32 protein-coding genes are annotated in these 25,823 nt (G+C 34.2%); 12 read left to right on the forward strand and 20 right to left on the reverse strand.

Annotation, left to right across the window (positions count from 1 at the left end; all coding sequences use genetic code 11):
- Position 1: 1 nt before the first annotated feature.
- From IEV10_RS00260 to IEV10_RS00315, 12 genes are all read right to left on the reverse strand, one after another.
- A complete protein-coding gene (locus IEV10_RS00260) occupies positions 2-604 on the reverse strand; it encodes a short chain dehydrogenase (protein WP_188372689.1) in 603 nt (200 codons plus the stop codon).
- Positions 605-1,813 carry a 3-oxoadipyl-CoA thiolase gene (pcaF, locus tag IEV10_RS00265; RefSeq protein ID WP_188372690.1) on the reverse strand — a complete coding sequence of 403 codons (1,209 nt, stop codon included), beginning with the start codon at positions 1,811-1,813 and terminating at the stop codon, positions 605-607. It lies immediately after the preceding gene.
- A gap of 8 nt (positions 1,814-1,821) precedes the next feature.
- On the reverse strand, positions 1,822-2,229 hold the full coding sequence (locus IEV10_RS00270) for a PaaI family thioesterase (protein WP_188372691.1): 408 nt from the start codon (positions 2,227-2,229) through the stop codon (positions 1,822-1,824).
- Positions 2,229-3,383, reverse strand: coding sequence for a 3-hydroxyacyl-CoA dehydrogenase NAD-binding domain-containing protein (locus IEV10_RS00275; protein WP_188372692.1), 1,155 nt, complete (start codon positions 3,381-3,383; stop codon positions 2,229-2,231). Before IEV10_RS00275 ends, IEV10_RS00270 begins: the two co-directional genes overlap by 1 nt.
- Before the next feature lie 9 nt (positions 3,384-3,392).
- Positions 3,393-4,328, reverse strand: coding sequence for a pyridoxal-phosphate dependent enzyme (locus IEV10_RS00280; RefSeq protein ID WP_188372693.1), 936 nt, complete (start codon positions 4,326-4,328; stop codon positions 3,393-3,395).
- A 1-nt stretch (position 4,329) separates the two neighbouring features.
- Positions 4,330-5,109 (reverse strand): enoyl-CoA hydratase-related protein, encoded by a 780-nt coding sequence (locus IEV10_RS00285; RefSeq protein ID WP_188372694.1) that lies wholly within the window; start codon positions 5,107-5,109, stop codon positions 4,330-4,332.
- A gap of 239 nt (positions 5,110-5,348) precedes the next feature.
- A complete protein-coding gene (gene paaD / locus IEV10_RS00290; protein ID WP_188372695.1) occupies positions 5,349-5,849 on the reverse strand; it encodes a 1,2-phenylacetyl-CoA epoxidase subunit PaaD in 501 nt (166 codons plus the stop codon).
- The gene (paaC, locus tag IEV10_RS00295) at positions 5,843-6,598 is read right to left on the reverse strand and encodes a 1,2-phenylacetyl-CoA epoxidase subunit PaaC (protein ID WP_188372696.1); all 756 of its coding nucleotides are present in this window, start codon (positions 6,596-6,598) and stop codon (positions 5,843-5,845) included. The genes paaD and paaC overlap by 7 nt, the downstream gene beginning before the upstream one ends.
- Complete coding sequence (gene paaB / locus IEV10_RS00300) at positions 6,598-6,885, reverse strand: 1,2-phenylacetyl-CoA epoxidase subunit PaaB (protein WP_188372697.1); 288 nt, start codon at positions 6,883-6,885, stop codon at positions 6,598-6,600. Before paaB ends, paaC begins: the two co-directional genes overlap by 1 nt.
- Before the next feature lie 74 nt (positions 6,886-6,959).
- A complete protein-coding gene (gene paaA, locus IEV10_RS00305) occupies positions 6,960-7,916 on the reverse strand; it encodes a 1,2-phenylacetyl-CoA epoxidase subunit PaaA (protein ID WP_188372698.1) in 957 nt (318 codons plus the stop codon).
- 63 nt (positions 7,917-7,979) lie between these two features.
- Positions 7,980-9,053, reverse strand: a complete 1,074-nt coding sequence (locus IEV10_RS00310; protein WP_188372699.1) for a 2Fe-2S iron-sulfur cluster-binding protein — start codon at positions 9,051-9,053, stop codon at positions 7,980-7,982.
- A gap of 70 nt (positions 9,054-9,123) precedes the next feature.
- On the reverse strand, positions 9,124-9,693 hold the full coding sequence (locus IEV10_RS00315; RefSeq protein WP_188372700.1) for a TetR/AcrR family transcriptional regulator: 570 nt from the start codon (positions 9,691-9,693) through the stop codon (positions 9,124-9,126).
- A 91-nt stretch (positions 9,694-9,784) separates the two neighbouring features.
- Between IEV10_RS00315 and IEV10_RS00320 the strand changes: the two genes are divergently transcribed.
- The 3 genes from IEV10_RS00320 to IEV10_RS00330 all read left to right on the forward strand — a co-directional run bounded on the left by IEV10_RS00320 (position 9,785) and on the right by IEV10_RS00330 (position 12,748).
- Positions 9,785-11,542 (forward strand): aromatic amino acid hydroxylase, encoded by a 1,758-nt coding sequence (locus tag IEV10_RS00320; protein WP_188372701.1) that lies wholly within the window; start codon positions 9,785-9,787, stop codon positions 11,540-11,542.
- 2 nt (positions 11,543-11,544) lie between these two features.
- Positions 11,545-11,853 (forward strand): rhodanese-like domain-containing protein, encoded by a 309-nt coding sequence (locus tag IEV10_RS00325; RefSeq protein ID WP_188372702.1) that lies wholly within the window; start codon positions 11,545-11,547, stop codon positions 11,851-11,853.
- 178 nt (positions 11,854-12,031) lie between these two features.
- Positions 12,032-12,748, forward strand: a complete 717-nt coding sequence (locus tag IEV10_RS00330; RefSeq protein ID WP_188372703.1) for a hypothetical protein — start codon at positions 12,032-12,034, stop codon at positions 12,746-12,748.
- Between the two features lie 10 nt (positions 12,749-12,758).
- Here the strand turns inward: IEV10_RS00330 and IEV10_RS00335 are convergent, their stop codons facing one another.
- Positions 12,759-13,367: a DUF4230 domain-containing protein gene (locus tag IEV10_RS00335; protein ID WP_188372704.1), complete on the reverse strand. Its 609-nt coding sequence runs from the start codon at positions 13,365-13,367 to the stop codon at positions 12,759-12,761.
- 258 nt (positions 13,368-13,625) lie between these two features.
- On the opposite strand from IEV10_RS00335, the gene IEV10_RS00340 reads away from it, so the two are divergent.
- A complete protein-coding gene (locus IEV10_RS00340) occupies positions 13,626-14,402 on the forward strand; it encodes a hypothetical protein (protein WP_229719548.1) in 777 nt (258 codons plus the stop codon).
- On the opposite strand, the gene gldC is transcribed toward IEV10_RS00340, so the two are convergent.
- Positions 14,399-14,725 carry a gliding motility protein GldC gene (gene gldC, locus IEV10_RS00345; RefSeq protein ID WP_188372706.1) on the reverse strand — a complete coding sequence of 109 codons (327 nt, stop codon included), beginning with the start codon at positions 14,723-14,725 and terminating at the stop codon, positions 14,399-14,401. The two genes, IEV10_RS00340 and gldC, sit on opposite strands and share 4 nt — an antisense overlap.
- An 11-nt stretch (positions 14,726-14,736) precedes the next feature.
- The gene (gene gldB / locus IEV10_RS00350; RefSeq protein WP_188372707.1) at positions 14,737-15,705 is read right to left on the reverse strand and encodes a gliding motility lipoprotein GldB; all 969 of its coding nucleotides are present in this window, start codon (positions 15,703-15,705) and stop codon (positions 14,737-14,739) included.
- Positions 15,706-15,787: 82 nt separating this feature from the next.
- On the opposite strand from gldB, the gene nadE reads away from it, so the two are divergent.
- Both nadE and IEV10_RS00360 read left to right on the forward strand, forming a co-directional pair.
- Positions 15,788-16,594 carry an NAD(+) synthase gene (gene nadE, locus IEV10_RS00355; protein ID WP_188372708.1) on the forward strand — a complete coding sequence of 269 codons (807 nt, stop codon included), beginning with the start codon at positions 15,788-15,790 and terminating at the stop codon, positions 16,592-16,594.
- Positions 16,595-16,718: 124 nt separating this feature from the next.
- A complete protein-coding gene (locus IEV10_RS00360) occupies positions 16,719-17,348 on the forward strand; it encodes a response regulator (protein WP_188372709.1) in 630 nt (209 codons plus the stop codon).
- Here the strand turns inward: IEV10_RS00360 and dnaG are convergent.
- Positions 17,345-19,312 (reverse strand): DNA primase, encoded by a 1,968-nt coding sequence (gene dnaG, locus IEV10_RS00365; protein ID WP_188372710.1) that lies wholly within the window; start codon positions 19,310-19,312, stop codon positions 17,345-17,347. The genes IEV10_RS00360 and dnaG overlap by 4 nt on opposite strands.
- A 303-nt stretch (positions 19,313-19,615) precedes the next feature.
- Between dnaG and IEV10_RS00370 the strand changes: the two genes are divergently transcribed.
- The 6 genes from IEV10_RS00370 to IEV10_RS00395 all read left to right on the forward strand — a co-directional run bounded on the left by IEV10_RS00370 (position 19,616) and on the right by IEV10_RS00395 (position 22,047).
- Positions 19,616-19,807: a hypothetical protein gene (locus IEV10_RS00370; protein ID WP_188372711.1), complete on the forward strand. Its 192-nt coding sequence runs from the start codon at positions 19,616-19,618 to the stop codon at positions 19,805-19,807.
- 2 nt (positions 19,808-19,809) lie between these two features.
- A complete protein-coding gene (locus tag IEV10_RS14435) occupies positions 19,810-20,073 on the forward strand; it encodes a GNAT family N-acetyltransferase (RefSeq protein WP_371862930.1) in 264 nt (87 codons plus the stop codon).
- Positions 20,074-20,233: 160 nt separating this feature from the next.
- A complete protein-coding gene (locus IEV10_RS00380; protein ID WP_188372712.1) occupies positions 20,234-20,620 on the forward strand; it encodes a helix-turn-helix domain-containing protein in 387 nt (128 codons plus the stop codon).
- A gap of 49 nt (positions 20,621-20,669) precedes the next feature.
- Complete coding sequence (locus IEV10_RS00385; RefSeq protein WP_188372713.1) at positions 20,670-21,065, forward strand: VOC family protein; 396 nt, start codon at positions 20,670-20,672, stop codon at positions 21,063-21,065.
- A gap of 16 nt (positions 21,066-21,081) precedes the next feature.
- Entirely contained in the window at positions 21,082-21,630 is a 549-nt protein-coding gene (locus IEV10_RS00390) for a VOC family protein (RefSeq protein ID WP_188372714.1), read from the forward strand.
- A 3-nt stretch (positions 21,631-21,633) separates the two neighbouring features.
- Positions 21,634-22,047 (forward strand): DUF3052 domain-containing protein, encoded by a 414-nt coding sequence (locus IEV10_RS00395; protein WP_188372715.1) that lies wholly within the window; start codon positions 21,634-21,636, stop codon positions 22,045-22,047.
- 95 nt (positions 22,048-22,142) lie between these two features.
- Here IEV10_RS00395 and IEV10_RS00400 read toward each other — a convergent pair whose 3' ends face one another.
- From IEV10_RS00400 to IEV10_RS00415, 4 genes are all read right to left on the reverse strand, one after another.
- Positions 22,143-23,258: a hypothetical protein gene (locus IEV10_RS00400; protein ID WP_188372716.1), complete on the reverse strand. Its 1,116-nt coding sequence runs from the start codon at positions 23,256-23,258 to the stop codon at positions 22,143-22,145.
- Positions 23,259-23,318: 60 nt separating this feature from the next.
- Positions 23,319-24,131 carry a hypothetical protein gene (locus tag IEV10_RS00405; protein WP_188372717.1) on the reverse strand — a complete coding sequence of 271 codons (813 nt, stop codon included), beginning with the start codon at positions 24,129-24,131 and terminating at the stop codon, positions 23,319-23,321.
- Positions 24,118-24,681, reverse strand: a complete 564-nt coding sequence (locus tag IEV10_RS00410; protein ID WP_188372718.1) for an RNA polymerase sigma factor — start codon at positions 24,679-24,681, stop codon at positions 24,118-24,120. The genes IEV10_RS00405 and IEV10_RS00410 overlap by 14 nt, the downstream gene beginning before the upstream one ends.
- 134 nt (positions 24,682-24,815) lie before the next feature.
- Positions 24,816-25,793, reverse strand: coding sequence for a polyprenyl synthetase family protein (locus tag IEV10_RS00415; protein ID WP_188372719.1), 978 nt, complete (start codon positions 25,791-25,793; stop codon positions 24,816-24,818).
- Between the last annotated feature and the right edge of the window lie 30 nt (positions 25,794-25,823).

Raw genomic sequence — 25,823 nt, forward strand, 5'->3', positions numbered from 1 at the left:
CTTAAGCCATTATTCTTAAAATTCTTCCTGTGATTTTCCCTTCAATGGACTTTACATAGCCATCAACAATTTTATACATTGGTACTGGTGTATTTCCAGGAAAATAGTCTTTATATTTTTCAAAAGAGTCTTCTACCAAATCTGAGCATACGACATTAATGCGTTTTCTATCTTCTAATTCTAGAGCTACCGCTTTTACAAAACTATTAATCGCTCCATTAACCATTGCAGCACTCGTTGTCATATCCACTGGGTCATCTGCTAATATTCCGGTAGATAAGGTTATTGAACCTCCAGAGTTTAAATATTCTTTTCCTATTCTGACCACATTGACTTGGCCCATCATTTTACTCTTTATACCAATGTAAAAATCCTCTTCAGATAGGTTATCTAATTTATCCCATTTGGCATCACCAGCAATAGCAACAATTGCGTCTAGTTTTCCAACGGATTCGAACATCGATGTAATGGAGCTTGAATCTGAAAAGTCAACAGTTACGTCTCCAGAATTTCGACCAGCAACTAGCACCTCATGTTTTTGAGTTAGCCGTTCACTAACTTTTTTACCAATAGTACCGTTTCCTCCTATAACTAAAATCTTCATCTATACACGTTCTATAATTGCAGCATAACCTTGACCAACACCTACACACATTGTTACCAAAGCATATTTTTTGTTTTGTTCATGTAATTCTAAGGCTGCAGAATACGCTATTCTTGCACCTGTCACTCCTAATGGATGCCCAATAGCTATGGAACCTCCATTGGGATTTAATCTTGGGTCATCATCTGCCAATCCCCATGCTCTAGTGCATGCTAAAGCCTGCGCTGCGAATGCCTCATTGAGCTCTATAACATCCATATCATCCATGGTTAAACCTGCTTTTTCTAATGCCTTATTTGATGCTTGCACCGGACCAATCCCCATAATTCTTGGCTCAACACCTACTACTGCTGAACTCACAATTCGGGCCAAAGGTTTTAGGTTGTACTTCTTAACAGCATCCTCTGAAGCAATAATTGTCGCAGCCGCGCCGTCATTTAAGCCTGAAGCATTTCCTGCGGTAACACTTCCACTTTCTTTTTTAAATGCAGTCCTTAATTTTCCTAAAACTTCTAATGACGTATTTGGTTTTATAAATTCATCTTTAGAAAATTGAATTGGGTCTTTTTTTCGTTGTGGAATTTCAACTGTGACTATCTCTTTAGCTAAGCGACCCTTTTCTTGCGCTTTAGTCGCTTTCATTTGACTCCAATAGGCAAACTTATCTTGGTCTTCTCGGGATATATTATATTTCTCTACTAAGTTTTCTGCAGTCATTCCCATACCATCTGTACCATACATCTCATGCATTTTTGGATTGACAAATCGCCATCCAAAGGTTGAGTCATACATTTTAGAATCACCACCAAAAGCACTTGATGGTTTCGCCATAACGTATGGCCCACGAGTCATATTCTCTACACCACCAGAAATGAATAAGTCTCCATCACCAGCTTTGATGGCACGATTGGCATGTATGATTGCTGATAATCCTGAGCTACACAATCTATTTACAGTTTCTCCTGGAACTGTGAATGGCAACCCTGCTAATAACGATGACATTCGGGCCACATTTCGGTTATCTTCACCAGCTTGATTGGCACAACCCATAATAACATCATCATAGGCTTCTTTTGGAATGTTTGGATTTCGTTTTACAACTTCTGAAATCACCAATGCTCCTAAATCGTCTGTACGAATAGCGGATAATGTGCCTTTATAATTTCCTATTGGTGTACGAACACCATCTATGATATATGCTTCTTTCATTTGATATTTTATTCTTCCCAGTCTTTTTGAGTTCTATAGACTACACCTTTAAAAAGCGCTACTAATTCATCGCCTCGTTTTACTTCTACGATATTAAAACCGAGTTTGTTATTTACTTTTTCAATAATACATTCTGCTACTAAATAATCACCTTCATTTAATGCTTCAATATGATTTATACTCGTTTCTATAGACACCGCATACTTACCATGCGTGTTTGATGTAAATCCAAATGCTGTATCAGCTAAAGTATAACTAATACCGCCATGTGCATAATTCATACTATTAAGCATTTCTTTACGAATGGTCATTCCTATTTTAACACGTCCCACTTGAGACTCTAATATCTCAATTCCCATCCAAGTGCTAAATGCATCTTGGCTCAACATTTTATATGGAATTTTAGCACCTTCCATTAAAAAAACGTATTATTTTCTTTATTCATTTTACGTAACAAAGGACTACAACGATATCTGTCTTCATGGTATTCATTGTATAAATCATCAAGCATATTTACACACCAACCAATCCCTTTTTCATCTGCCCAAGCCAATAAGCCTTTTGGATAATTTACACCCTTAGTCATAGCATTATCAATATCTTTAGCAGAAGCAATGTTTAAGAATAGGGCATCAGCCGCTTCATTAATTAACATTACTAAAACCCGATTAAAAATCTGAGCTGCTAAAACCTTGTCTTCTTTTGGTTCAGGTTTAACAGCGCCTTCAGAGTAGTCATAGTAACCTTTCCCAGACTTTCTACCTAGATAACCAGCTTCGGCAAAGCGTTTTTGAGTAAACGCTGGTTTATATCTTGGGTCGAAATAAAATGCCGTAAACACAGTTTCGGTAACTGTATAGTTAACATCATTCCCTATAAAGTCCATGAGTTCAAAAGGCCCCATTCTAAAACCACCTAGTGTTTTTAAACTCCAATCTATGGTTGCAAAATCTGCAATGCCTTCTTCGTAAATACGCAGTGATTCGCCATAAAAAGGTCTGGCTACTCTATTGACAATAAAACCTGGAGTGTCTTTAGCTACAGCTACCACTTTCTTCCAATCTGAAATGGTTTTGACTGAAGTCTCTAACACATCATTAGCAGTCTGAATCGCTGGAATTACCTCAACCAATTTCATCAAAGGTGCTGGATTGAAAAAATGAATCCCAATACAGCGTTCTGGTTTTTGTAATGATGCTGCAATAGACGCTATAGATAAACTTGACGTATTAGATGCGATGATACAATCGTCAGAGACATAAGCTTCAAGCTCTGAAAACACGTTTTGTTTAATCTCAAGATTTTCGATAATGGCTTCTATGGTCAGATTTGAATCGTCCAAATCTTTTAAGCTATCAACATAAGATATATTAGATTGAATTCTAGTTTTCTCTTCAGTATCTATTCGGCCTTTTTCAACAAGTCGATTCAGTATTTTTTCAAGGCTTGCCTTTGCTTTATCCAAAGCAGCTTGATTGGTATCGTATAATTTAACCTTACAACCAGCAGTAGCAGCCACTTGAGCAATACCGCTTCCCATTGTTCCAGAACCTATAATTCCTACGTTCATACTTATATATTAAAATGGTAGATTTTTTACATCTACATTTCCGCCAGATAAAATAATACCGACGTTTTTATTTTTGAATTCTTCTTTATTCTTTAATACAGCAGCAAAAGGAACAGCACATGAAGGCTCAACGATTATTTTCATACGTTCCCAAATGATTTGCATAGCTTCTATAATTTCGTCTTCTTCAACACGAATAATTTTCTCTACATGTTCTTTTATAATCGGAAAATTACGGTCACCTAAATGCGTTCTTAAGCCATCTGCAACTGTGTGGAAACTATCATTGGTTTCTATCTTTCCAGAAATTAAAGAACGGTAAGCATCATCTGCCTCCATTGGCTCGCCTCCCATAACTTTACAGTTTTTTGAAAAATTATGTGCTGCTAAAGCGGTACCTGCAATTAGTCCACCACCGCCAACTGGCGTTAAAATTACGTCTAATTCAGGATATTCCTCTAACAACTCCATGGCAGCTGTGCTATTACCATAAATAACCTCATCTTGATTAGATGGGTGCATAAAAGAAGCGCCTTTTTCTTCTTTTATTTTGTTGGCTGTTGCTTCTCTCGCCTGAGGTGTGGACTCACATTCAATGATTTCTCCATTATACGTCTTTACACCATTCTTTTTTACTTGAGGTGCATTCTCAGGCATTACGATATATGCTTTTACATCTAATTTCTGAGCTGCTAGCGATACTGCTTGAGCAAAATTTCCTGATGAGTGTGTTACCACACCACGGCTCCTTTCTTCCTCAGATAGAGATAATATAGCATTTGCTGCTCCACGCATTTTAAACGCACCCATCTTCTGAAAGTTCTCACATTTAAATACGATATTAGTACCAACCATTTCATCAATTAAGCTAGAACTTAACACTGGTGTTTTATGAATAAAAGGTTTTATTCTATTATGGACTTCTATGAGGGTTGCTTTATCCAAATTAGTTTCCTTTGAAATTTGGCTTACGTTTTTCTATAAATGCAGCGACACCTTCTACATAATCATTACTACTTGCTGCTTTGATTTGTAATTTAGACTCTAAAGCCAACTGATCTTCTAAAGTATTTGTCATTGACTTATTGAACAATTCTTTAATAAAACCTAATGCCTTAGTCGGCATATTGGCCAACTTTTCGGCTAATTGGCTTACTGTCTCTTCAAAACTATCTAATGACACACATCTGTAAATCATACCCATTTTTTCAGCTTCTTCAGCCGAAATTTTATCGCCTAGCATGGCCAAAGCCTGAGCTTTCTGAAAGCCTATTAGACGTGGTAAAAAGAATGTTCCTGCACTATCTGGCACTAAACCAATTAAACTAAATGCTTGAATAAAACTTACCTTTTCATGTGCCAAGACAATATCACAGGCCAGTGCAATATTAGCTCCAGCACCAGCAGCGACACCATTTACAGCTCCAATAATTGGTTTTTTTATTGAACGTAATCTCATTATTATTGGATTGTAGTGTTCTTCTAATATCTTTTTAAATCCTGGATTCAATTCTGGAGATGTCACTTCTTTTAAATCTTGACCCGCACAAAATGCTTTGCCATTTCCTCTTAGTACAATTGCTCTTATATCATCGTTAGATTCACAATCATCTAATATTGACTGCAATCTTAAAGCCATCTCACGATTAAAGCTATTAAATACTTCGGGTCTGTTAAGTGCTATATAAGCTACTTTATTTTCTATTTTTATTTCTATAGAATTCATATATTTTTATTTCTTTCTATTCATTTTTGTCTTGACACAAAAACGAATCAAAAAAGTCAAGTTGAAATGAGGAATTTTTCAATCATGTTTCACAAATTGAAAACCAAAAATAAAATCTAAATTCAGCCCAAGGTTTCCTGAATTCTTAACGATTTGATTTTCATATTCTGCATTTCAACAGTTATTTCAATGCTTCGCATTTATCATATCTAAAAGCGAAGCGGTCTATTCTCTATTGCCTACTTAAGACATTTAAAATAATCGAATGGTTCTTGGCAGTATTCACACTGAAATTGTGCTTTACAAGCCGTTGAACCAAATTGACTTACTAATCGGGTGTTTTTAGAACCGCAATTGGTACATTTCACTAGTTTTTTTCCTTCAAGCAGTACCGCCTTATCTGCTTCTGTTTCTAGGGGTGCTGCAATACCATAATCTTCTAATGCTTTACGGCCTCTTGGTGTAATCCAATCCGTAGTCCAAGCTGGATATAGAATTAGCTCAATTTCAGATTCGTAACCTGCATCTTTTAGAGCTTTTTTTATATCATCACCTATAACATCCATTGCTGGACAGCCACTATAAGTTGGCGTAATTTCAACTTTAACAACACTCGCTTCAATAATTGCGGAACGAACAACGCCCATATCCATAATAGACAGAACCGGAATTTCAGGGTCTGACACCTGCTCTAATATTGGTATTAATCTCTTATCGATATTTTGGTCTATTGCTACCATTCCATATTTGGGTAGGTTCTTTGCATGTATTGTAAATCGGCTAATAAATAACCTAAATGCTCAGTATGAATGCCTTGTTTTCCACCTTTTTGAAACCATTTAGATTCTGGTGTTTTTAATCTTGCTTCTTCAAGAAGTTCGCTAACTGATTTATAATAGTTCTCCTTTAGTTTTGTAACATCAACACCGACACCTTCCGCAACCATAGCTTTATCTGCACCTGTTTGATGAAATAATTCATCTGTGTACGTCCATAAATCATTAATAGCTTCTTGCATTTTCTGATTGCTTTCCTCAGTTCCGTCACCTAATCGCTTTACCCAATCTAAAGAAAAACGTTCATGATAACTCACTTCTTTGACACATTTATTGGCTATAGCGGACAATGTTAAGTCAGAACTTTTTTGAAGCTCAGTAAGAAAAGCTAAATGATATACATCGAATAAAAATTGTCTTCCTATGGTATACGCAAAATTTGTATTAGGCTGTTCTGATAATAGGACATTTTTATAGTCTCGCTCTTTACGAAGCATTGCAATATCGTCTTCTGTTCTGCCATCTCCAGCAATTTTAGCTGCATATTGAAAGTAGCTACGTACCTGACCAAATAAATCCAGTGAGATATTTGTACAAGCGATATCAGTTTCTAGCGTTGGGCCATGTCCACAAAGTTCACCCATTCGCTGTCCTAGAATTAGGCTATTATCTGCAATACCAAGAATGTAATTATATAAGTTTTCGTTTTTCATTACATGTGCTTTACTTCATCCGGTAAATCATAAAATGTAGGATGACGATATACTTTATCTTGGGCAGGCTCAAATAACTCCCCATTATTTTCAGGGTTTGAAGCAGTAATGTGTTTGGATTCCACAACCCAAATACTCACACCTTCATTTCGTCTTGTATATACATCACGCGCATTCTCTAGTGCCATATCAGAATCTGCAGCATGCAAACTACCACAATGCCTGTGTTCTAATCCGTTTTTACTTCTTACGAAGATTTCCCAAAGGGGCCAATTTTTAGTTGACATAAATTCTAGTATTGAGATATCTAGTATTGAGTATTGAGAAAATTAAAATCTTACTACTCAACTCTCATATCTAATTAAACTACTTGTTTTTCTTTTCTTGCTTGTTTCTTCTCAGCATGTGCCATTGCTGCATCTCGGACCCATTCGCCACGTTCCCATGCACCAACTCTTGCCTTCATACGTTGTTTATTCATTGGTCCGTGACCTTTTACCACCTGCCAAAACTCGTCCCAATCGATTTCTCCAAAGTCGTAGCTACCACGTTCTTCATTCCATTTTAAATCTGGATCTGGAATTGTAAGTCCAATTAAATCTGCCTGAGGAACTGTTTGGTCAATAAATTGCTGACGCAAATCGTCATTAGACTTACGCTTCAGTTTCCATTTCATAGATTGCTCAGTGTGAACAGACACATCATCAGTAGGACCTAACATCATTAAACTTGGCCACCACCATCTGTTTAAGGCATCTTGAGCCATGTCCTTTTGTTCTGGTGTCCCATTAGCCAACTTCATCATAATCTCAAAACCTTGACGTTGATGAAAGCTTTCTTCTTTACACACGCGAATCATTGCGCGAGCATATGGTCCATAAGAGGTATTACAGAGTGGCACTTGATTGATAATGGCTGCGCCATCCACTAACCATCCAATGGCTCCCATGTCTGCCCAGGTAATTGTTGGATAGTTAAATATACTTGAGTATTTCGCTTTACCCGTATGCAATTGTTCGTACATTTCATCCCTAGAAATACCTAATGTCTCTGTTGCAGAATATAGATATAATCCGTGCCCAGCTTCGTCCTGTACTTTAGCCAACAGGGCTACTTTTCTTCTTAGGGAAGGTGCTCTAGTAATCCAGTTGCCTTCAGGAAGCATCCCAACAATTTCAGAATGCGCATGTTGAGACATTTGCCGGATATGGGTTTTTCGGTACTTCTCAGGCATCCAGTCTTTAGGTTCAATCTTTTCGTCTCTTGCGATTCGTTCTTCGAAATGCTTCTCTAAACTTTTAATCTGCTCTTCACTCATAGTTTTAGCTTTTAGCTGTTGGCTTTAGGCCACAAGCGAGTTAATTTTCTTTTTCAATATATTTTAAACATCAAAATCGACTACCACTTTATCTGATGTCGGTACTGCTTGACAACTTAATACTAAGTTTTGCGATACTTCTTTGTCATCTAAAGCATAATTAATTTTCATTTCAACAGAGCCTTCTTTTACTTCACACTTGCATGTACTGCACACACCACCTTTACATGCAAAAGGTAAATCTGCACCGGCACCAAGGGCGGCGTCCAGAATATTGTCGTACTCTTTTGTCATAGTGAATAAGAATTCTTTTCCACCATCAACGATGGTCACTTCAGTACCTTCAACATTTTGTTGCGCTAAGCGCTCCGCACGTTTAATATCTTCTTCTGAAAGTCCAGTAACAAACAATTCGTAATGCACGAGTTCTTTTGGCAATCCTGCATCAATTAGATACTGACTCACATACTTCACCATCTGCTCTGGCCCGCATAAAAACACTTCGTTAGTATCTGGTATATCTATAAAAGTACCTGTGAGTATTTTCATTTTTTCATCATCAAAACGACCGTTAAATAGCTCAATATCACGTCGTTCTTTAGTGAGAAAATAATAAATCTCTAATCTTCCAAAATACGTATTACGCAGCTGTTCTAACTCTTCTTTAAAGATAATAGATTTCGCCGTTTTATTGACATAAAATAATTTGCAGGTCGAATTAGGTTCTGCCTCCAAATGTGCTTTTATCATTGACAACACAGGTGTAATCCCGCTACCTGCCGCAAAGAACAAATAGTTTTTAGATGCATCTGGGTTAACATCAACGCCAAACACCCCACTTGGCTCCATAACTTCTAGAACACTACCAGCAGTTAACTCTTCATTTACATATGTTGAAAATTTACCGCCAGGTATTTGTTTTACTGCTACTTGCCATATTTCTTGATTTGGACTCGAACATAATGAGTACGATCGACGAACATCTTCACCATTAATATCTGCCTTTAAGGTTAAATGCTGTCCTTGGCGAAAATGAAATTCTTCATGTAATTCATTAGGAACATCAAAAGTTATTACTGATGTGTCCTCCGTTTCTTTGTATATATCTGCAACTTTTAAGTTGTGAAATTGAGCCATGGTTTTTTTATAATATCTCAAAACTAACAATTGTTAGTTTAAGATACAAAGTTATAAAATATAATCTAAACTATTTGTTAATTCCGTTGAGTAGAATTTGACTTAAACTTGTGGCAAGAGCCTCTTTATTAATGTCTTCTTTTTTTGGAATCCATAAATACAAAGATCTAAGTGTGGATAAAATTGAAAATAAGGTCACTTCTACGTCTACTCTCTGCAGCTCTCCTTCTTTCATTCCTTGGTTTAGAATGTCTCTAAAATGATCTTCATATTGCTGTCTAAGTTCTAAATAATGAGCTCTCTTTTCTTCTAAATGCATCCAATCAGAATTTAATGCTGCTAAACCATCTGTGTTTTCGATAGCAATTTTTACATGCAAATCTATAATTTGCTCTAACTTTTTAATGCTATTAGAATCGTCTTCGATGATTTTATGCATCCCTGCAGTAAAATCTTCTGCAATAGCTAAAACAATATCTTGTAAGATGGCTTGCTTGGATGAAATATGATTATAGAGACTGGCAGCTTTTATGCCCATTTCAGTTGCCAAATCCCGCATGGTTACAGCACTATACCCTTTATTTTTAAATAATCGAGCCGCGACTCTAAGTATTTCTTCTTTTCGGGTTTCTTTTTGCATTAACAATCGAGAATAAATATGTTATTTGGTAAGTTATTACTTTAAAACTTGACTCTAAAACAATAATTTTACGTTTAGTACAAATATACGCATGAACAAGAATTTTGAAACCAACCCTTTAATTGACCTATTGCCTCCACATTTGAAGCAATTCATTAAACCTCAAAATTACGACAACTATTCGCCAATAAACCAAGCTGTATGGCGTTTTGTGATGCGCAAAAATATTTCGTACTTAGGCAAAGTTGCGCATAAATCTTATCTCAAAGGTCTAGACTTAACTGGAATTTCTATAGATGAAATTCCTAGTATGTATGGCATGAACCGCATTCTAAAAGAAATAGGATGGGCTGCTGTAGCTGTAGATGGTTTTATACCACCTAACGCTTTTATGGAATTTCAAGCTTATAAAGTCCTAGTGATTGCTTCAGATATTCGTCAGCTCGAAAATATAGAATACACACCTGCTCCAGATATCATTCATGAAGCTGCAGGTCATGCACCAATTATAGCCAATCCAGACTATGCTGAATATCTGAGGCGTTTTGGCGAAATAGGTGCCAAAGCCATTTTATCGTCACATGATAATGACATGTACGAAGCAGTGCGAAGGCTTTCTATATTGAAAGAAGCTAAAAATTCTAAGCAAGAGGATATTGACAAAGCTGAAGCAGAAGTCTACAAACTTCAAAATAAAAAAGTACCGCTATCTGAAATGGCTCAAATACGAAATCTTCATTGGTGGACAGTTGAGTATGGATTAATTGGCCATACTGATAAACCAAGACTTTATGGTGCTGGACTACTATCTTCAATAGGTGAAAGCAAATGGTGTTTGTCTGAAGAGGTGAAAAAAATTCCGTATTCTATAAAAGCTGCAGAAACTGAGTTTGATATTACTAAACCGCAACCTCAGCTTTTTGTAACGCCAGATTTCTCCTATTTAATGCAAGTTCTTGATGAGTTTGCAAACACCATGGCACTAAGAAAAGGTGGATGGCGTGGTTTGAGCAAATTAATTGAATCTAAAAAAGTAGGTACAATTGAACTAAATACTGGATTGCAAATTTCTGGGGTATTTACAAGAATGATTCGTGACGAAGATAATCAAGTGGTATTCTTTAAAACCGAAGGACCAACAGCTTTAGCGAATCGTGAAAAAGAACTTATTGGTCATGGCATAGAAACTCATACCAAAGGATTTAGCTCACCGATTGGACGATTAAAAGGTATAAATTTGGCTATTGAAGATATGGGACCTAGAGACCTAAAAGCCTATAACTTTTATGACAATAAACGCATCGCATTTGAGTACGAAAGTGGTATTACCGTTGAAGGTTTAAATATTACTGGTATTAGAAACCTGCAAGGGAAACTAATTTTAATTCAGTTTGAAGATTGTACTGTCAAATACAATGATGAGATTTTATTCTCTCCTAAAGACGGTACTTTTGATTTGGCTGTAGGCTCTTCTATAGTTTCTGCCTATGCTGGCAGTGCTGATTATCATTCTTTTGAAAACTTATATCATGTTTCTGAGAATACAACGATTCAACCAGAAACGGATGAAACAAAGATTAAACTTAAAGCGTTGTACCAAAAAATCAGAGATTTAAGGCATAACAATTCTGCTACTTTTTCGGATATAGAATCTGTGTTAGAAACACTTAAGACGAATCATTCTCAAGATTGGTTATTGTCTCTAGAACTTTTAGAATTGGCAGACAAGTATAATTTTTCGGACTTGAAAGTGAAAGCTCATGACTACTTAAACGAACAAAAGAGTAGTCAACCCGACATTGCGCACTTAATTGATGATGGGTTAGAGATTATAAACGAAATGCATTAAACATGGGACTATTTAGTTTTTTATTTGGAAAGAAGTCAAATCAAATTAAAGAATATCTAGAAAAAGATGCTGTAATTCTTGATGTTCGCACAAAAAAAGAATACGACGCTGACCACATTGAAGGTGCAGTCCTTATTCCTATTTCAGAATTAAAATCTAGATTAAAAGAAGTGAAGGATTTAAATAAACCCGTTATTGCTCATTGCAGAAGTGGCATTCGTTCTGCGCAAGCTTCTCAAATTTTAAATTCTAATGGTATAGAAGCTATTAATGGTGGCGGTATTTCTACAATGAAAACTGCATTAAAGTAGACGTTTTTCAAAAATATATCTAGGTGTTTTTACGTAGGAATTTATATTTATCATATTAAAAATCAGATATTTAGCATGTTTTATTGAGTTAATTTTTCTATCTTTGAATTAGCTATTAATAAATAATTTTGTTTTGAAAGGTAATACCATAAAATTTTTATGCGTATCATTTTTTTTATTGTCCCCCCTTTTTTCTGTTTGTCAAAAATCTGTAATATTCAAAAATGTCAACGTACTAGCCGAAGAATTAAAACATGAACTTAATGCTTCATGTGATAGTTTAATGCTAAACGGAGAGCGTCAAATTTATAGGGTAGAAATATTTAACCCTGAATTTAGTAAAGAAATACACTATAAGTCTAAGTCTGTAAAAGTTCCTATTGACGACCTACCTGTTGGCAGATATACAGTTTTGGTTAGATTACATGACAAGCTAATTGCTATAAATTTAATACGTAAAGAGCCCTTTTATAAAGCAAAACCTAAAGATTTTAATTTCAGCATTAATACAAAAGCTAAAGTATTAACACATGTAGAGGAAAGGTCAAATTCTGCAAACTCTATACATAATACCAAAGAAAATTCCGCAAAAAGGAATTCTAAGATAATTCAAGGGTATTGGGTTGTAAAAACATCTCAAGGTCATATAGGCACAAAAATTACACGTCATTTTGCTACTGCTCAAGACCTTGAAAATTTAATATCTAAAATAAAATTAGAACAAAACACCCTTTCGGGTAGATATAATACCCTTAATATATGGGAGGTGTATAATTTAGATGCGTTTAAAGAAGCACATTCTAAAAACCGTAATTACATAAAAGTAACAGACTCTCCGTATTTTAACCACAAGCCTTACTACTCGTATCTAGCAGAAGTAGAAAAAAGACCTTAATCCTTTTTTACTACAGTAAAAGTTTTTCAAAATCAGCTTCGGCATCTAATTGCTCACCATTATATTCCAACTTCCAACCTAAGGAATTTGTAAGAATGTAAAACTTGGCTAGTTCGCTAATTAATCTGTTTTTTGCATTAGAAACCAAATTAGATTTTTCAATCTTATCCAACAAAGATTTATTTACACTTTCCTTGATACTATTGTAATCTTCAGCTTCAAATTGATTTAAAAAATCATCTTGAATATCATAATATTCTAAATCTGGGTTTATAGAAATTTCGTGTTCTGGTATTGATAATATTTTGAGAGTTTTAGTATCCTCATCCATTTTGTATTGCAACAAACTTAAATCATAAGCAATTGACACTTTAGCATTAACTACCACTATGGCTTTTTTCTCAGCAGTAAGGTAGTCCCCTAATATTTCTTTAGAGTTTTCATAGTTGAATACTTCAGAAAAATGACCCTCAGTAACCACAAGTTTACTTACATTTTTAAGCTGCTCTTGAAGTATATCTGATGAATTATTGATAACCACAGTAGATTCATGTGTACATTCTCTATAAACAAGTAAAATTGTTACGGTTAGTAATACGCCAAATAAAAATTTTCTCATATAAAAATTTCAATAATTAATCAGAAGTATCACTTTTTCAGTTAATATTTATTTAAACGGTAAATTAAAGCAGATTAACTGAAAAACAATACTATATGGCATAAAAATTTATCATTTAAATTAAAAGAATCTAATTTTATGCGCTTTTACGAAAGTAATATAATATTGAGCTAATAATTAAAAAACCTCTTGTTTAATTTAAAAATTATACTGCCTTTACTATTCTTATCAACCATAGTTTATGGTCAAAAATCTACATTGATACAAAACGTCAATTTTAGAGCAAAAGAACTTAAACATTACTTAAACAAAGCTGAAGACAGCCTTACTCTCGAGGCTGAACGTACCATCTACAAGGTAAACATTTTTAATAAGGATTATGATGAAACTATAGAAGTAAAAGACAAAAAAATAAGAATACCTCTTTATGACCTAGATATAGGTAGGTATGTGATAGAGGCTATCCTTCTTGACAAGCGTATCATTATTGTATTATTTCGTAATGAACCATTGGTTAATCCATATACAACAGAAATAACTTCTCTAGAAAAAGACACTATTAGTGTTTTTGAAGAAGAAAAACCTATAGCTCTTGTAGACAATTCTGAGTACAGTGAAATAGAAACAGAAAAAACAAAAGAAGACACAAACTCTGACTCTAAAAACATAAGTGACTTACTTAACTACAAGCGACCTATTGTTAAAAAAACATTTAAAAAGAAAAAAGAAAGAAAACGCAAATATAATTACTGGGTATATAGTAAGGTTAATAGTGGACACTATTCAAAAACCATAAGAAAAATGGCCACAAAAAAAGAGATTGAGCGTATGATAAGAAGAAACCAATTGGATATAAAAACCTTAAAAGGTCAATCTAACATATTAAAAATATGGGAAGTTTATAATGCCACTTTATTTTTAAAGCATAAAGAATTAGATAAAGATTTTATTAATACAAAATCTCCATATTTTAACGAGATACCCTTTTACACTACTGACAGTTATGGTTTTAATGCAAAACCTGAGGCAAATTAGTTTTTTTTCAACTCTAATTTTTCGGCAAAATAATCGCAAAAATCTTTCATAGTCGCCGTCATTTTTTCATCTTGAGTAGCGCGCATAAAAGTATCACTCATAGTAACTAATGTTTGATGGAAGAATTGTTTCATTTCATCTATTGGCATATCTTTTGTCCATAAATCGATGCGCAACGTTTCTTGAGTGTTACCGTCCCAAACAGATAACATCATCGCTTTTGCCTCTTCATCTTGTATACCTCCATCTTGCGCTGACCAACTTAATTTCTCTGGCACTCGATTTTCATCAAGCTCTACATTTAATTCAATTTTAGAATTCATCTTTATATTAATTATCGTTTAGGTTTGTATTTTGATTTTTTAAAAATTTCCTCACTATCTGTTCGCATAAGCGTCATAATATCAGTATCCGTCCGCTCAGCATAAGCACGAACTATTTGCCAACCAATATATTGCCCTATTCGTCCTGGAGATTCATTATCCAATTCTAAATAAAACTTTGAGAACGGTGCAGGAACCGTAAATCGTGTAAATAATTTAGGGTCCGTACTAAAAAGTAACTCTTTCTCCACAAAATAACTCCATATTTGAGATTCGTTTTCATTAGCCCATTTCATATCCTCAATAGTATATCCTATTTTATCTGCATCCGTAAACTCAGGAATCATAACATCCTTAAAGTAAAGTAATTTACCGTGGTAAATAATTTCATCAAGAAACGTCTTTCTTTGAGACTGGTACTGATAACGGTTTGCATATTTTTCTGCTATTTCTGGTAAGATTTGGTCAGGTCTCATTCTTTCAGCAAAATACATAGGTGTATTTTGATAGAACTCATGATCTTGACCTAGGTAATTCATCATGTTTATAATAAGCAAATCATTTTGTAGCACTAATTTGTTTCTATAATCTACATAATCTGCTACAGTAATTACTCGAGGTAGCTTAAACGTTTTATCATAATATTTTATATGCTGAAAAAAACGTTCAATCTCTTTTCTCTGAATTTTAAAATCCCCAAATACGTGCTTTCCTTCAGAAAACATTTGTTGTTGTAAATCGTCTTTAATTCTCTCAATCCAAGAAGAATCCGCTATATATTTAGGGAACAAAAAAGGAAACGTCTCTTTAACTTTTGGCAACTTTTCGGCATCAGTATTTAAAAGCACCTCATCAAACCGCTCTACTGTAAAATCTACATCTACTTGGGCTATTTCTTTCTCCAAAACATTCTCATTTTGGCAAGTCCAAAAAAGAAGTAACAGTAGATTAAATACTACATGTTTAAGTTTTACTTTCATTTCAGAAATATTTTTAAAGCTAAATCCTTTAAGCTATTTTTGTTTGCAAAGGTACACTTCTTACCATAAAAATTCGAAAATTATGCAAACAGAAAAAGTTATAGATTACATTGTTAATTGGCTTAAAGATTATGCTACAAACGCTAAAGTTAATGGTTTTGTTGTTGGGATTTCTGGTGGAATAGATTCTGCTGTAACCTCAACGCTTTGCGCAAAAACAGGTCTAAATGTTCTATGCATAGAAATGCCTATTCATCAAGCGGCCAGTCATGTATCTAGAGCAGAAGAGCATATTGCTCAACTTAAAAAACGATTTTCTAATGTAAGCGAAACTCGAGTAGACTTAACTCCAGTTTTTGAAGAATTTAAAACAGAAGTTAGCCTTGATGGAAAACAAACCACGGTAGATATGGCGCTTGCCAATACTAGAGCCCGATTACGCATGACTACATTATATTATCATGCAGGCTTATTAGGGTTGTTAGTAGCTGGTACAGGAAATAAAGTTGAAGACTTTGGAGTAGGTTTCTATACCAAGTATGGTGATGGTGGCGTAGATTTAAGCCCAATAGCGGACTTATTAAAATCTGAAGTTTATGCTATTGGCGAAGTGCTCAAAGTACCAATTTCTATAATGAAAGCTGCGCCAAGTGATGGCCTATTTGGAGACGCTCGTAGTGACGAAGATCAAATTGGGGCTTCTTATCCAGAACTGGAATGGGCTATGAAAATGAAAGACGAAGGACAAACTTCTGAAGATTTTGAAGGACGCCAAAAGGAAGTTTTTGATATTTTTATGCGCTACAACAGATCAAACAAACACAAGATGATCCCTATACCAATTTGTGAAATTCCTAGAAAATTGATGAAAAAAATGTTAAATTCATAATTTTTTGCAAAAATACTTACATTTTCAATTGTTTTGACTTTCTGTTTTCGTACTTTTGTTTAGTTAATACACACAATCCCCTTAAGAGCACATTTTTAATTAGTTATTACTAAAATCACCGATTATGGCAAAGATACTATTGGTTGATAGTCATCCTGTTGTTCGAGAAGGACTAAAACAAACGCTAAATAAAAACCATGAATACCAAGTTGTTGGAGACTTATGTAGCGGCGTTGAAATTTTTGAATTCATTAGAGAAAATGATGTAGATATCATTATTTCTGAAATTGATTTACCAGAACTCAACGGCATTACCGCCTTACGTGCTATTAAAAAAGAGCACAAAACCATTAAAATACTAATGTTTAGTCATCAACCAGAAGAAATCTACGCCATCAGTACACTTAAAGCTGGTGCATCCGGTTATCTATCTAAAAATGCAAATACCGCAAAAATAGTTGAAGCTGTCGACGCTATAAATCAAGGAAAAGTTTATCTAAGCGAGAAAATGGACAAACATTATAGGTACACAGATACTGCAAAAAGTAGGGCACGTTTATTTAAGCGATTATCTACTCGTGAAACAGAAGTTCTTAAACTACTATCTATTGGAAAAAAGAATAAGCATATAGCTGCAGAATTAGACATTAACGAAAAAACAGTTAGCACATATAAGGCACGATTATTCAAAAAACTGAATGTAGATAACATTATAGACTTAGTTCACCAAGCTAAACATCACGATTTGACTTAACCGCCAACTACTTTGCCTAATTTTCTTGATAATAACATTTTAAGGCCTAGATAGTCTTTAACATCTTCCATTATACTTTTACTATCTGAGTTTTCTTTTAAGGTTTCATCTTTAAAAGCTGCCACCTTTTGGTCAATTAAAAAACATCGCAAACTCAAAATAGTCTGACTAACCAATTGAGGTATTGTATGTTCTTTTTCTTTTGGGATAATATTATTACGCTCCCAATCATGCAAGGCATACTTTTCATCATCCATTAAAATTCCGGTAACCATAGGTGCAATTTCTGGCTTAAGTTCCTGCATAAAAGTTTTAGTAGAAAAGTCTACATCCTGGTTTAATTTATCTATAATGGAGTAGTAAAGCATTTTAAAATTGGCATCACTAAACTGCATTTCGTCTTCTTGTAAGTCCAAGTATATTTTTTCGAAAACTCGTGCTTCATGGACTACGGGTTCTAAAATTAAATCACCAGAAACGTCATCTTCTTTAAGTACTAAATCTTCAAACTTTTCGGTTTTATTGCCGTAGATTAATAAAATTTCTATAATCTTTCGCTCTAACTCATACTGAATATCAATTTTGCGAGTAGGCTTTGGTTCAGTCTTAACAACATTAAAAGCTTTACGTTCTTGCTTATACTTTTTGTTAGCATCTTGAGATTCTTTCTTATTAATCTGAGCAAGAGTACTAAATAATACTGACTCGCTTATATCCATAATACGAGCACATTCTTGAATATAAACTTCTTTTTTTATCTGATCAGGAATCTTAGCGATACTGTTTACAATATCTCTAATAGTCTCTGCCTTTTTAATAGGATCGTTCTTAGTATCTTCAAATAATAATGAGGCCTTAAACTGTATGAAATCTTTAGAATTATCCGAGAGATAATCTGTAACGTCTTGAAGTGTATTATTTTTAGAAAAACTATCTGGATCTTCGCCATCAGGAAAAGTACAAACCCGAACATTCATACCTTGTTCCAAAATTAAATCTATACCTCGAATAGAAGCGCGCATACCAGCTGCATCTCCATCAAAAAGTACGGTAATGTTATTTGTTAATCGTTTTATTAAACGAATCTGCTCAGGTGTTAGTGCCGTACCAGAAGATGATACAACATTTGTAATTCCACGTTGATAAAACTGAATCACATCTGTGTAACCTTCTACCAAATAGCAATTATCTTCTTTAGCAATGGTTTGTTTTGCAAAGTAAAGCCCATACAACACTTTGCTTTTATGATATATCTCACTCTCAGGAGAGTTAAGATACTTTGCCGCTTTTTTGTCATTACCCAAAATACGACCACCAAATCCGAGTACACGACCACTCATGCTATGTATTGGAAATATCACACGACCTTTAAATCTGTCAAAATGCTTTTCTGGCTTTACAATAGTTAGTCCAGTACCTTCAAGGAATTCTATCTTGTAGCCATTTTTTAATGCATCGTCTGTAAAGGCTTGCCACTCATCTAAGGCATAACCCAATTGAAATTTCTTAATCGTCTCGTCTGTGAAACCACGCTCTTTAAAATAACTTAAACCTATGGCTTTGCCTTTATCAGTTTTATGCATGATCTTCTGGAAATAGTCATTGGCATACTCGCTGACTAAATATAAGCTCTCACGGGTATTCGCTTTTTCCTTCTCCTCATCTGTACGCTCGGTTTCTTCAATTTCTATGTTATATTTCTTGGCGAGGTACTTTATAGCTTCAGGGTATGTAAAGTGCTCGTGTTCCATAAGAAAAGTCACAGCATTACCACCTTTGCCTGTTGAGAAGTCTTTCCATATTTGTTTTACAGGAGACACCATAAAGCTTGGTGTACGCTCCTCACTAAAAGGACTTAAACCTTTAAAATTGCTTCCAGATTTTTTGAGTTGTACAAAATCACCAATAACCTCTTCTACTCTGGCAGTCTCAAAAACTTGTGCTATGGAATTTTGTGAAATCAAGATTGAAATATAAACAGATTGTAAATTTAAGACAAAGTCTAGGTTTAAAAAATTTATGATTAGAAAGTTATACTTGCTAGCAATTTTTAAGTTTAAATAATAGCGCTATATTTAAATGACTGAACTTACTAAAGATAACTTTTATCCTGTTACAATACTAAGCAGCGACTCTATAACAGTCGTTCACCAAATAAGCAACTAATTAAAAAATCCACGTGGTGACTAATTATTAAAATGGAAATTTTAATTCGAAAACTTCTACCTAATGAATCCACTTCTTATAGAGAAGTAAGACTGTAATGTTTGAAGAATAATCCTAAGCATTTCACCACAAACTACGACGACGAAAAAACAAAAGAAAAATTATTTTTTCAGCCATATATTGAACAATCTGATAAAAATAATTTTGTTATTAGAGCATTTCATAACAAAACTTTAGTAGGGATTTCTGGATTTAAAAGACATGAAAGAAAAAAATTAATCATGGCGGCGTAATCATTCAAGTCTATGTAAGTCCAAAATATCAAGGCAAAAATGTAGGTTCTAATATCATAATATCTACAATAGATGAGGCATTCAAAATCAACGAAATTGAACAAATAGAAATTGGTGTTATATCTATCAATGAAAATGCCGAGAAATTATACAAAAAGATTGGTTTTGAGGAATTTGGGTTGCAAAAGAATTTTTTAAAAATTGACAACTCCTATTATCATCATAAAATGATGATGATTTACAAGACGCATTATACCAATCGATGACAGCAAAACATTTTACATAAAATTGAGGAAATCACCAATCAAAACACAATTATTCATAATTTACCTAGTTACATTTTAGTATCTTTAAGGCACAAAGTATTCATACTTGTCTTAACCAATGTCTATCTGCCCATTTTAGAGGTACTATCAAAATATGTAAGTGACATTCTACGAATCAAAAATTAAACATATAAAAAACAGCTGTTTTTCTAATGACAAACAGATACAAACCGTAATAGGTATAAAGAACTATATTGATAACAATTACGAGTCTGATTTAAATTTAGAGTTACTATCACACGCCAAGTTTGTTTCTAAGTTTCATATGTTGCGACTTTTCAAAAAATATTACGGGCTAACACCAAGACAGTATTTAATTGATAAACGTATTTACAAATCTAAAGAGCTACTCACAAACGGTGCATCTGTGACAGAAACTTGCTTTGCAGTTGGGTTTGAAAGCTTAGGCTCGTTTAGCACATTATTTAAAACTAAAACGGGGAAATCACCTATAGATTTTAAAAAAAGAGCAACTTTCAAGAAGTGAGATACGATTAAAGTTCTGAACTTCGAAGCTCTAATTAAAAACATCAAAGATGAAAGTAACATTAATTAGCATTCCGGTTCGAGACCAAGAAAAAGCTTTAAAATTTTATACCGAAAAATTAGGCTTCTTAAAGAAGAAGGATGCGCCATTAGGCGGAGGCAATAGGTGGTTAACTTTAGTATCTCCAGAATGGCAAGATGGCCCAGAACTTTTATTAGAGCCAGCTCCAAATCATTTTGAGCCTTGCAAAGTGTTTCAAGATGCATTGATGGAAGCAGGGTTTCCTTATACGCAATTTGATGTTGAAAATGTTGACGCAGAATATGATAGACTGATAAAACTAGGTGTAGAATTTAGTGTGAAACCTACAGAAATGGGAACTGCAAAGTTTGCTGTATTTAATGACACTTGTGGTAACAATATCCAAATTGTTGAAATGCTATAAAAATAAAACTTACAAGATGAAAAAAATTATTTCCTTACTAATCATAGCGCTCAGCATATTAAGCTGCAATGATGTTAAACGTGACAATACCTCTGAAAGAGAATTAAAGGCATTGCAATCTGAGATTGATAGCTTAAAAAGATTAAAGGTAAATAAGCCATCTGAAATAACTGAGCAAATTGCTACGTTCTTAACATTCCAAGATAATAATGCAGAGAAGGCAATGAATTTTTATGTAGAATTGTTTAATAATTCAGAGATTGTCAACGTAAAGAGATGGGGGAAAGACGCTCCTATTGAAGAAGGTAAGATCATGCATGCCACTTTTATTATAGACGGAAATTTGTTTATGTGTAGTGATAGTCCGCCTATTCACGATTGGGATTTTTCACCAGCGGTTTCTAATTACATAGAATGCGAAGATGAAAATGAACTTGAGCAATTATTTTCAAAATTATCCGAAAACGGTAATGTGACCATGCCATTAAACAATTATGGCTTTAGTCAAAAGTTTGGATGGGTCATTGATAAATTTGGTGTTTCATGGCAATTGAACTTAAAATAAAAAATGAAAACATCAGGTTACTCTGGCACGCCACTAGCAAAAAAACTCGGTATTAAGAATGGGTTTAAAATTAAAATAGTTAATGAACCTGAAGGCTATTTTGAATTGTTTCTTGATCTTCCTGAAGATTTAAAAAAAATAGCAGATATAAAAACGAAAAAGGATTTTATACATTTTTTTACTAAAAATGCTTCTCAACTTGATAACGCTATTAAAGAGTTAAAACAAGAAATGGAACAGAATGGAATGCTATGGATTTCATGGCCAAAAAAGGCTTCAAAAGTTGAAACTGACCTTAATGGAAATATCGTAAGAGAAATTGGATTAAAAAATGGACTTGTAGACATCAAGGTTTGTGCTATAAATGATGTTTGGTCTGGATTAAAATTTGTTATTCCGGTTAAAGATAGAGTGTAAAAAAACGTACAGTAACGTATAATTTTCATCTAGAAAATACAAAAGCCATAACCTAAAATTAGATTATGGCTTTTTGACTCAAAATATTGATTGATTTAGTCTAAGTCCCAACGAAGTCCTAATGATATATTATTCTGGTCAAATGCTTGGTCTTTAAACAATGGGCTTAAATCGTATTTAGCATATACTGCTAAGTCTCCCCATCCAATATATCCACTAAGACCATAAACAAAGTTTGAAGCATTAAAATTACGCTTCTCTTTGCTTTTTACTCGGTTACCATCAGCGTCATCGTAAACTAATTTTTGCATAGAACCTAGTCTTACTCCTCCATAACCTCCAATGCCAACTCTTAACTTATTGTCTGTAAAATAACGTACGCGATTACTGTACTCTCTTTTAGTTGATGGTCCAAATTCGAAATGTACTGGCAATACTAAATTGGTAACTCTAAATTTGGCGCTTTTAAGGTTTAAAGAAAAATCTTGTAATGTGGTTACATCTCCATTCTGCACAAAATATCTATTGTTTTTGATGTCAAACTTATTCCATTGAAATGAAAACCCGTAGTTAAGTCTTACAAAGTTAGAATTCTTAAATAAGCGTGTACGCCATGCCCATCCAAGTTCTACAAACCCAGAGCCTCCTAGTTTATAAGGTGAGTCATCTAAACCTTGACCATCACCAATAGCATTATTAAACCCTATTGCAAAAACCATTCTATTCGTAGTACGAATATCGTATTTAGGTGGTTTTCTTTTTCCTGATTTTATAGAAAACCCTATTCTGCTTCCATCTTCTCTATCTGCTACAAAACCTATGTAAGATGAGTTTTCGCTATCTAAATTCTCCGCATAAGGATTTCTTTCTACCAATGCTATTTTTTTATCGATAATTGCTAAGCGGTCTTCAATGTTTGCAGCTCTCTTTTTTGCAGCTTCTTTTTTTAATCTTTCTGCTTCTCCTGCAGTAATTTTCCCCTCATCAAGCTGTCTGTTTATCCCTTCGATGTCAGCTTTTAGAAAATCCCGCTCTTGAGTTTCAATACGTTTCTTTTCTGCTTTTAAATTACTTATCTGCGCCATTTTATAAGCTTCCGTAGTACTTATAATAGAATCTTTTTTAGTTTCTTTTTGCTTTTCTTGAGCACTAATATTGCATACAAATAAGCATAGGGCTAGTGCTACAACATATTTTGTAATTGTTGTCATTGTTCGTTTTTTTAAAATTAATGATTTAGGTTTTTTGTTCCTTTTTTGATTGATTATACTCTAATTATTACGCTGGGCAACTGCAGTTTTTACCTTTTTGTAATTGTCTTTTAACGTTTCATAAATACGAGTTCTAAAAGATTCTCCCATTGCCTCTTCAACGTCTTGAAGTAACGCATCTGCATTAACGATATTAGAACTTTTCTTCACCGCTTTGTCAATAAGCAATTCTCTATTTGCAACCTTTAAAAGTGAGTCTATTTGTTGATCTGTGACTGTATTCTTATTTTTTGATTTCACCTCTTGCATCACGCTAGCTACAGAGTTTAATTCTACCTCTAATTTTGGTGTCATCAACTCTTGAGGTGTCTTTTTAAGCTCTAAATTATCTGTTCTTTGCGGCACTTGTTTTTCAACTTTGGCCACATCATTCGTTACCGATTTAAGAATAACCTTATTAATCGTTTTAACTTGATTCACGTTCTTCTTAATAACAGTTTTTGGTGCTTCAGTTTGGGTTTCTACTTCTTTAATCGCGTCATCTTTTTCTATAGCAACAATATCTTCTGTCACAGTTTTATTAATATCTATAACCTTCTCTTCTGCTTTTGGTTGTATGATGTTCTTAATCTCATCTTTAACTATGCTGTTGTCTATTGAGGTTTCATCTTGTTGTCCAAAATATGAAATGGACACAAAAATCAATGCTGCAATACTTGCCGCAATACCAAACCACCAAAAGGATGCTTTTTTGCTACGCTTATGATCAGCATCTAACTGCTCAGATAGCTTAGACCATGCTTCTGCAGACGGTGTAACCGTGCGCTGCTCTAGCTTGTCTTTTATTTGTTCTTCAAATTTAATTGGTGCCATAACTGGTCTTATTTAAGTCTTTTATTTTTTGCTGAAGCAATTGTCTTGCTTTGTATAATTGCGATTTTGATGTACCTTCAGAAATCTGAAGCATCTCAGCAATTTCATAATGTTTATATCCCTCAATGGCGTACATAACAAACACCATTTTGTAACCTTCTGGCAAACTATCTATCAAACGTTGAATTTCTGCAACTTCAATGTTAGAATTAATACTATCTGTTGAATTTTGCTTAAAATCGACTTCTTCTACAGGAAACTCTAACTGCTTTTTGCTTCGTAAAAACGAGATCGATTCTCTAACCATAATGCGGCGTATCCAACCTTCGAAGCTACCTTCACTTTTAAAGCTTTTTAAATGCTTAAAAACTTTAAAAAAACCATTAAGCATTACCTCTTCGGCTTGATACACATCCTTAACATAATAACGGCATACACTTAGCATTTTGGGCGCATGCAACTCATACAATATATACTGTGCTTCGCGATTGTTCTTCGCTGCTTTTGCTATGAGTTTCTTTTCGTTGTTATGAAGTTGAATGACTTTCATTCTGCGTTCTAGTTGTGATGATTTGCACTTCTATTTATAAAGACGCAAATCGTTTTATTTTGGTTGCCTGAAGCTAAAAATTATTTATTTGAATTGGTGAAATACCAATAAAATCAATACATTATAGTTGAAAATTATTTTTTACGTTCTATAACGTAATTGACCATCAAGATTAATGAAGCCTTAAATTCTGATTCTGGATAGCCCGTCAATAAGTCTAAGGCTTCTTTTTGAAATGCTATCATTTTCTTTTCGGCATAATCCAATCCGCCTTTTTCGATTACAAAATCAATAACCTCTTTAACACGCTTCTTGTCTTTATTATGATTCTTTACAGAATTAATCAGCCAAGACTTTTCCTTTTTTGAAGCATGGTTCAGTGCATATATTAAAGGCAAAGTCATCTTTTGTTCTTTAATATCGATACCTGTTGGCTTTCCTATTTTGGTTTCGCCATAATCAAATAAATCGTCTTTAATCTGAAATGCCATACCTATGAGTTCACCAAACTTCCGCATGTTTTCAACCTCTGGTGAATTTGGTTTTACTGAAGCTGCTCCAAGGCTACAACAAGCAGCAACTAACGTTGCTGTTTTCTGACGGATGATTTCGTAATATATAGCTTCAGTAATATCTAGTTGACGAGCTTTTTCTATCTGAAGCAATTCGCCTTCACTCATTTCTCTAACAGCTACAGAGATGATTTTGAGTAAGTCAAAATCGTTATTATCTATTGATAATAGTAATCCTTTTGACAATAAGTAATCACCTATAAGAACAGCGATTTTATTTTTCCAAAGTGCATTTATGGAGAAAAATCCTCGACGACGATTACTATCATCTACAACATCATCATGGACAAGTGTTGCAGTATGAATAAGCTCGATTACAGATGCCCCACGATAGGTGCGTTCACTGACCTGACCATTATTCATCATCTTTGCCACTAGAAAGACAAACATAGGTCGCATTTGTTTTCCTTTTCGGTTTACAATATAATGGGTAATTCTATTAAGAAGCGGCACCTTGCTTGACATAGCGAGTTGAAACTTTTGTTCGAAAAGCTCCATTTCGTAAGCAATGGGTTGTTTTATTTGTTCGGTAATTTTCACTGTAATACAAAGATACGACCTAATCTATTT

The organism is Winogradskyella haliclonae (assembly GCF_014635865.1).
Lineage (GTDB): Bacteria > Bacteroidota > Bacteroidia > Flavobacteriales > Flavobacteriaceae > Winogradskyella > Winogradskyella haliclonae.